The organism is Rhodococcus rhodnii NBRC 100604 (assembly GCF_001894925.1).
Taxonomy (GTDB): domain Bacteria; phylum Actinomycetota; class Actinomycetes; order Mycobacteriales; family Mycobacteriaceae; genus Rhodococcus_F; species Rhodococcus_F rhodnii.
Map to the genome: position 1 here is coordinate 81,946 of NZ_BCXD01000002.1, position 6,871 is coordinate 88,816.

Annotated in this window: 7 protein-coding genes; 1 reads left to right on the forward strand and 6 read right to left on the reverse strand. The window is 68.9% G+C overall.

Annotated elements, in window-relative coordinates; all coding sequences use genetic code 11:
- Nucleotides 1-31: 31 nt before the first annotated feature.
- From RR1_RS02150 to RR1_RS02170, 5 genes are read right to left on the reverse strand one after another with little or no spacing between them, the layout of a single operon-like run.
- A complete protein-coding gene (locus RR1_RS02150) occupies nucleotides 32-1,069 on the reverse strand; it encodes an ABC transporter substrate-binding protein (protein ID WP_010836766.1) in 1,038 nt (345 codons plus the stop codon).
- Between the two features lie 34 nt (nucleotides 1,070-1,103).
- Nucleotides 1,104-1,859, reverse strand: coding sequence for an ABC transporter permease (locus RR1_RS02155; RefSeq protein ID WP_010836767.1), 756 nt, complete (start codon nucleotides 1,857-1,859; stop codon nucleotides 1,104-1,106).
- Entirely contained in the window at nucleotides 1,856-2,629 is a 774-nt protein-coding gene (locus tag RR1_RS02160) for an ABC transporter permease (protein ID WP_010836768.1), read from the reverse strand. The genes RR1_RS02155 and RR1_RS02160 overlap by 4 nt, the downstream gene beginning before the upstream one ends.
- Nucleotides 2,626-3,462, reverse strand: a complete 837-nt coding sequence (locus RR1_RS02165; RefSeq protein WP_010836769.1) for an ABC transporter ATP-binding protein — start codon at nucleotides 3,460-3,462, stop codon at nucleotides 2,626-2,628. Before RR1_RS02165 ends, RR1_RS02160 begins: the two co-directional genes overlap by 4 nt.
- Nucleotides 3,459-4,316: a TauD/TfdA family dioxygenase gene (locus tag RR1_RS02170; protein WP_010836770.1), complete on the reverse strand. Its 858-nt coding sequence runs from the start codon at nucleotides 4,314-4,316 to the stop codon at nucleotides 3,459-3,461. The genes RR1_RS02165 and RR1_RS02170 overlap by 4 nt, the downstream gene beginning before the upstream one ends.
- A 171-nt stretch (nucleotides 4,317-4,487) precedes the next feature.
- On the opposite strand from RR1_RS02170, the gene RR1_RS02175 reads away from it, so the two are divergent.
- Nucleotides 4,488-5,240, forward strand: a complete 753-nt coding sequence (locus tag RR1_RS02175) for an amidohydrolase family protein (RefSeq protein ID WP_010836771.1) — start codon at nucleotides 4,488-4,490, stop codon at nucleotides 5,238-5,240.
- Between the two features lie 14 nt (nucleotides 5,241-5,254).
- Here RR1_RS02175 and RR1_RS02180 read toward each other — a convergent pair whose 3' ends face one another.
- Nucleotides 5,255-6,865, reverse strand: a complete 1,611-nt coding sequence (locus tag RR1_RS02180; protein WP_010836772.1) for a hypothetical protein — start codon at nucleotides 6,863-6,865, stop codon at nucleotides 5,255-5,257.
- Between the last annotated feature and the right edge of the window lie 6 nt (nucleotides 6,866-6,871).

The following is a 6,871-nucleotide window of genomic DNA, read 5'->3' on the forward strand; positions in this document are numbered from 1 at the left end:
CCCGGCGACGACCGCCCGCAGGCACCCGGTGTCAGGCGCCGGCCTCGGTGAGCAGGCTCGTGTCGACGAACGACGCGGGCTCGGGGAGATTCGGGTATCCACCGAGTTCGAGCGCCCGGTACATCTCCCCGGACATCACGGCCGGGTCCATCGCGAAGAGCGGACCGCTCGGGTTCTCGACGAGCGGGACCTGAAGTTCGTTCTCCCGGATCTGCTGAGCCTCCTCGAGGCCGAGGTCGACGCCGTACTTCTCGACGGCGAGCTTCGCGCCGAGCGCCGGATCGGCAATGGTGTCCCGCCACCCGCGCAGCGTCGCGCGCAGAAACCTGACCCACCGGTCGCGGTCGGCGTCGAGGCTGCTGCGCGGGGTGAACATGACGCCCGAGTACTGCGGCGAGCCCAGGTCGGCGTACGTCGCCACCTCGTAGCCGTTCCCTTCCGTCAGCCCGAACTGCATCTCGAGGGTGATGGGCTGATTGGTGACGAAGCACGTGTAGCAGTCGCCCTGGCCCTCCACGAGCGGGCTCGGATCGAAGCCGACGGGGGTGAACTCGTAGTTCGCCGGCTGTCCGGCGAGTTGCAGGATCGAGTCGAGGGTCGGCTGGATGCCTTCCTGGCCGAGGACGCGCGCGGTCGCGAGCGCTTCGGGCGTGGTGATCGGGTTCTCCGACAACGACACGATGCCGCCGGGTGAGATCTGGAACTGGGCTCCGAGTGCGACGAAGTCGTTGCCGTTCGCGATCGACGTGTAGAGGTCCCCCGCGTCGGCGGCGACGCCGAGGTCCGCGGAACCGGCGGCGACGGCCTGCATCGGGGTGGGGGCGTTGGGGCCGCCGCCCTGGAACTCGACGGTCAGTCCCTCGTCGGCGTAGTACCCGCGATCGTCCGCGACGTAGAAGCCGGCCCACTCGGTGTTGAGGATCCAGCCGAACGCGATGCGGATCGTGTCGGCGTCGGCCGCCGCGCCCGAGCACGCCGAGAGCGTGCCCGCGGCCGAGAGGCCGAGTGCGCCGACGGCGGTGCCGCGCAGAAAGGTTCTGCGGCTGAACGGGGTTCGAGCAGCGGACATGCATCCTCCTGGAGGGAGCGAGCGCGAACGGCGGTCAACCGACGCGTGCGGTGACGCGGTCCGCGACGCTGCGGGCCGTGAAGAACAGAATCATCGACGCGAGCGTCGCGACGACGGCGACGCCCCACGCCTCCTGGCTGCGGCTGTACGTGACCGACGTCGCGAACATCGTGCCGAGTCCGCCTGCGCCCATGAGGTACTGGGCGAGGAGTACGGCGAGTATCGCAGTGGGAGCACTCACGCGCAGCGCAACCATGAATCCGGGGATCGCGTGCGGAATCAGCAGGTGCCGCAGCCGCGTCGGTGTCGTCGCGCCGAGCGCGGAGAAGACGTCGCCGAGCGCGGCGGGTGGCGCCGACAGCCTGCCGCCGACGAAGACGAACGCGGGCAGCACGCACACGATCGCGGTGATCGCGAGCACCGTCCCCTGGCCGTAGCCCAGCACGCGGGCGAGCACCGGGATCATCGCGACGACGGGAACCGAGTTGAGGATCATCGCCATCGGCGTGAGCAGCCCCGACAGAAGCCGCGACGACCACACCGCGATCGCGCCGAGCCCGCCGAGCAGCGATCCGATCGCGAGTCCGCCCAGCGCAAGGGCGACGGTCGGGACGAGCGCGTCGACGTAGGCCGCCCAGTCGCGTGCGATCGCGACGACGACGTCCTGCGGATACGGCATGACGATCTGATTGAAGTCGTTGACCCACACCGTCGCCCACCAGGCGACGAGAATCACGGGGAACACCCAGTAACGGCGCAGCGCCTCGGCCGCGAGCCCGCCGGCGTTCATGCCGTTCTCCTGCGCACCAGCGCCGCGACACCGCGCAGCACGCCGTACGCGGTGAGCGACAGCACGACGCAGCCGATCGCCGCCGACCACAGCAGCGGAATCTGATAGTTGTTCATGGCACTCACCAGCACGACACCGAGACCTCGTGGTGCACCGAACCATTCACCGAGGATCGCGCCGATCACGGCGGCCGACGCCGCGACGGCCGCGCCGTCGAGCATCAGCGGAAGGCCGTGGGGAAGCTGGAGCATCCGCAGCCGCGACCACCGTGACGATCCGAGGACGGTGTGCACGTCGCCGAGAGCGGCCGGAGCGGACGCGAGCGCCGCGGTCGCGGCGACGAAGATCGCGAACCCCGCGCCGATCGCCGCCGTGACGGTCGGAGCCGCCGCACGGCCCACCGTCGTCACGAGCAGCGGGGCGATGGCGATGAGCGGAACCGCGTGGACCACGGCCGCGAGCCGGTCGAGTCCCGTCGCGGCCGACCGGACGAGCACACCCAGTGCGGCAGCACCGATTCCGACGACGGCGCCCAGCAGCAGACCCTGCGCGGCCGACGTCCCCGTCGCGACGAGCGCACGTTGCAGCGTCGCCTGCACGGGCGGATTCGACGCGACGAACGAGACGACCTCGCTGAGCGGAGGCCAGTTCCTGCCGAACACCTCGGTCTGCCCTATGCCCTCGAACAGCACGAACAGCAACCCGAGTCCCGCCGCCGCGAGCAACGGCGACGTCACGACCGGTGATCCCGGCCGGACCGGCGTACTCACGGCGTCGCGCCACTCGGCGTCGGGTCCTGTTCTGCGTGAGGTGAATCGAGCAGCGCGGTGAGTCGGTCGACGACCTCGTGGAAGCGCGGCTCGCGCGTCAGACCTGCAGCGCGTGGCCGTCGCCATGCGACGTCCTCGACGTGCACGACCCGTCCCGGCCTGCCACTGAGCACGACGACACGGTCCGCGAGCAGCACCGCCTCGTCCACGTCGTGGGTGACGAGGACCGTCGTCGCCGGTTCCTCGGACCACACGCGAGCGAGTTCGACGTTCATCCGTCGGCGCGTGACGGCGTCGAGCGCGCCGAACGGCTCGTCGAGCAGGAGCAGTTCGGGATGCAATGCGAGTGCGCGGGCGATCGAGACTCGTTGCCGCATACCGCCGGAGAGCTGCGACGGGCGCGCCTTCTCGAAGCCCGTCAGCCCGACGAGCTCGACGAGTTCCGCGACGCGCTCGGCGTCCACACGTCGTCCGGCGATCCGGAACGGCAGTGCGATGTTGGCCGCCACTCCCGCCCACGGCATGAGCGCGTGCTCCTGGAACGCGATTCCGAGGCGACGACTCGCCACGAGGTCGCCCGGACTCTCGCCGTCGACGGTCACGAGGCCGCTCGTCGGCTCGTCCAGCCCCGCGAGCATCCGCAGCACCGTCGACTTGCCGCAGCCCGACGGCCCCAGCAGCGCGACGAACTCGCCCGGGGCGATCGTCAGGTCCAGGCCGTCGATGGCGACCAGGTCGCGGCGTCCGGACCGGAAGGACTTGGCGACGCCGCGGATCTCCACTCCGGGCGTCGACCGTGACGTGGCGCTCGGAGCGTTCGCGGTGGACGTCATCGGTGCAGAGCCGCCAGATCGGGTGCGACGATGTCGAGTGCTTCTCGTGGCACCGCGAGTGCGTCGGTGGTCCATGCCCAGATCGACGACATCGCGCGGTCGGGATCGGTGTAGCCGTCCCGTCCGTGCAGGACCCGAAAGTTGTCGATACAGAGCATCTCCCCCGCTTCTGCGCGGAACATCGGGCCGTTGTCGCGAACGTGGTCGACCGCCGCACGCCACACCCCGATCATCGTCTCGTGTCCGGGAGGCGCGCCGGGGCACGACGCGAGATACGGGTGGAAGCGCACCTGGACCCTGCCGCTCGGCGTCCGGCGCGCGATGGGCGCCGGGTCCGGGAGGGGGAAGTTCGGTTCGGAGTGGTCGATCGCCGTGTTCCAGCAGAAATCGGCGAGTCCGGGGACTCGCGGCTCGTCGCGCAGCAGGTCGACCAAGGCCGCGGCGTCGATCAGAAAGGAGTCACCGCCCGACGGCATCGCCGGGCGGGAACACCACAGGAACAGGTGGTCCGGCGCGTGATCACCGAACGCGAAGCCGTCGTTGTGGGCCGTCATGCGCTCCTCCGGCGAGCCGAAAGACCGTTTCCGGCCGCGGCTGTCCACCGGCTGGGCGTCGACGAGGCCGGCCTCACGGCGCGACGTCGTCATGTCGGCGCGAAACTGCCGTCCGACACGGACGAGCCTGTCTCCCAACAGCTCTGTGGCGAAGCCGATCGCGTCGGATTCGGCGTGGAGGCCGCCCACCACGACGGCGCCGTCGTGGGCGAGGACTCGACGCGCGTTCTCGATGCGGTCGGGGCCGTCGGGGATGTGCTCGGGAACGATGCTCGCGCGGATGATTCGAGACGAGAACACTATCCGGCCTCCTCGGGACGCGGACGGGGATTCTTCGGGTCCCGAACCACAGTAGGAAGCACGTATTTCCTCGGGGTTAATCCTGGAACCGAGTGCGTTACGGCGTCGGCGAACCGCCGCCCCCCTCCGTTCCGTGCAGCGCGGTGGTGCCCTCGAGGCAGGATCGAGGGTGTGTTCGACGCCCACCTCCACATCATCGATCCGCGGTATCCCATCGTCGAGAACCACGGGTACCTCCCCGATCCGTTCACGATCGAGGACTACCGCAGGCGCACCGCGCATCTGGACGTCACGGGCGGTGCCGTGGTGACGGCGTCGTACCAGAATCTCGGGCAGGAGCATCTCACCGCGGCCCTCGCGGAACTCGGCCCCGGCTGGGTCGGCGTCGCGCAACTGCATCCCGAGGCGAGCGACGACGACATCCTCGCGCTGGATCGGGCTGGCGTGCGGGGCGTCCGGTTCAACCTGCGGCGCACGAACACCGACCTGCAGGCGCTCACCCGCCAGGCGTTGCGCGCGTGGGATCTCGCGGGGTGGCACGCCGAGTTCTACATCGATGCGACGCTCCTGCTGTCGCTCGAGCCGGTGTTCGCGAAGCTGCCGGCCGTGAGCATCGACCATCTCGGCATGTCCACGCGCGGCCTGCCCTATCTGCTCGATCTCGTCGCGCGGGGCGCGCGCGTCAAGGCCACAGGATTCGGGCGAGCGTCCATCGACGACGTCGGCGAGGTGCTGCGCCGCATCCACGAGGTGGATCCCCACGCGCTGATGTTCGGTACCGATCTGCCGGGCAGCCGAGCGCGCCGCGTGTTCGAGGATTCGGACGTCGACATCGTCCGCGAGTCGATCGGCGCCGATGACATCGACGCCGTCCTCGAAGACAACGCCCGTGGGTGGTACCGCTGCCCGAAGGCAGCCGGCTGACGGGAGATCCGCCCCTACAGGAGATACGTCGCGAAGACGGTCGCGACCACCAGCCCGCTGATCACCGGAACGAAACACTTCCTCGCCAGGCTCAATACCGGCACGCGCGCGAAACCCGCCACCGCGATGAGCGAGGACCAGGCGACGAGAGTTCCGCCACCGGACCAGATGTTGCCCATCTGACCGATCGCAGCAAGGGTCGCGGGGTCCATGCCGGAGCCCGGTGCGAGGGCACCCGCGAGGGCACCGGTCAACGGGAGGCCGCTGAAGCCGGACCCTTCCAGCCCCGCCACCAGGCCGACCACGAGGAGCCCGAAGGTGGTCACGATCGAGACGTTCGGCAGATGGGCCTCTGCGGCGGTCACCAGATCGAAGTGAAGACCGGGGGCCGTCGCATCCTCGGGGAGTCCGAAGATGCCACCGGCGAAGTCGGAACTGCCGATGAGGAAGAACCCTGCGATCGGGAGCACGATCCCCATGGCCTTGAAGGCGAAGACCAGACCGTCGACGAGATGCTCCGCAGTCGTCTCCAGGAATCGGCTGGAATCGTCGACACCGCATACCGCGAAGAGCAGCAGCGCAGCGAGGCCACCGACCATCGCCGCGGCCTCCCCGCCCTCGAGCACCGGGACGACGCCGAGCTTGCCGAGCGCCAGGTAGGCGATGAATGCCGCGTACACGAGCGGAACCAGACACGCGAACACGACTGCTTTGCGGTTGGGTTCGTCGGGGGAACCGGCCCCTCCGCTCGGCGCCGGATCGATCACCGCGGTCCCCGAGGATCCGCCGGTGAGCGGAGGCTCCTCGCCGGATCCGCTGCCGGAGCGTCCCACACTCCGGCCGGCTCCTCCGGTCGTTTCGGACACGATAGCGACTGTCCTCACCTGTTCCGTTCCCTGCGTCGAGTTCTGTTCGTCGGTGTCGTGACGGTCCGCCTTGTTCTCCCACTCCGTGAGCAGTTCCGCCGAGGGAGTTCGCCAGGTGCGCCGTTGGGAAACCCAGGTGATGACGATGGCCACCACTCCGACGATCAGAGACAAGATCAATGCCTTGTCCGCGACCGCGTCCGGCTCGATTCCGGCGGCCTTCGCCGAAATCCCCGGCGCCACTTTCATCACGTAGTCCGACGACAGCGCCATTCCCTGGCCTGCGATCGCGATGACCATGCCCACCGACATCGGTGACAGACCGGCCCGGATAGCGACCGGAATCAGCACAGCACCGACCAGTGGGACCGCCGGAGTCGGCCAGAAGAACAGCGAGATGACGTAGGTGACCGCTGCGAGCACCAGGAAACTGCTTGTCGGACTTCGCATCACCTTCCGGAACGGAGCGATCATGAGGCGGTCCGCGCCCATCTGACGGAGACCGCCGAGCATGGCGGTCACCAGCGCGATGATGAGGAAGATGTTGAACAGTTCCTCCGCCGCGACCAGACTCGCGTTGAAGATGGACGCGATCGCCGTGACGATGCTTCCGGAGAATGCGAACGCGGTGAAAAGCGTTGCCAGGACAGCAGGAACGACGATGTTCTTGCGCATGACCATCGTGATGATGATGACGACGACGCCGGCCAGGTATACCCAGTGGGCGGCAGTGAGTTCTATCGACTGCACTGTGGACATCCTTAC

What these genes read in the sequence shown, in the direction of transcription:
- RR1_RS02165 (WP_010836769.1), bottom strand. Translation starts at nt 3,462, where the DNA reads ATGACGTCCACCGCGAACGCTCCGAGCGCCACGTCACGGTCGACGCCC.
- RR1_RS02180 (WP_010836772.1), bottom strand. Translation starts at nt 6,865, where the DNA reads ATGTCCACAGTGCAGTCGATAGAACTCACTGCCGCCCACTGGGTATAC.
- RR1_RS02150 (WP_010836766.1), bottom strand. Translation starts at nt 1,069, where the DNA reads ATGTCCGCTGCTCGAACCCCGTTCAGCCGCAGAACCTTTCTGCGCGGC.
- RR1_RS02155 (WP_010836767.1), bottom strand. Translation starts at nt 1,859, where the DNA reads ATGAACGCCGGCGGGCTCGCGGCCGAGGCGCTGCGCCGTTACTGGGTG.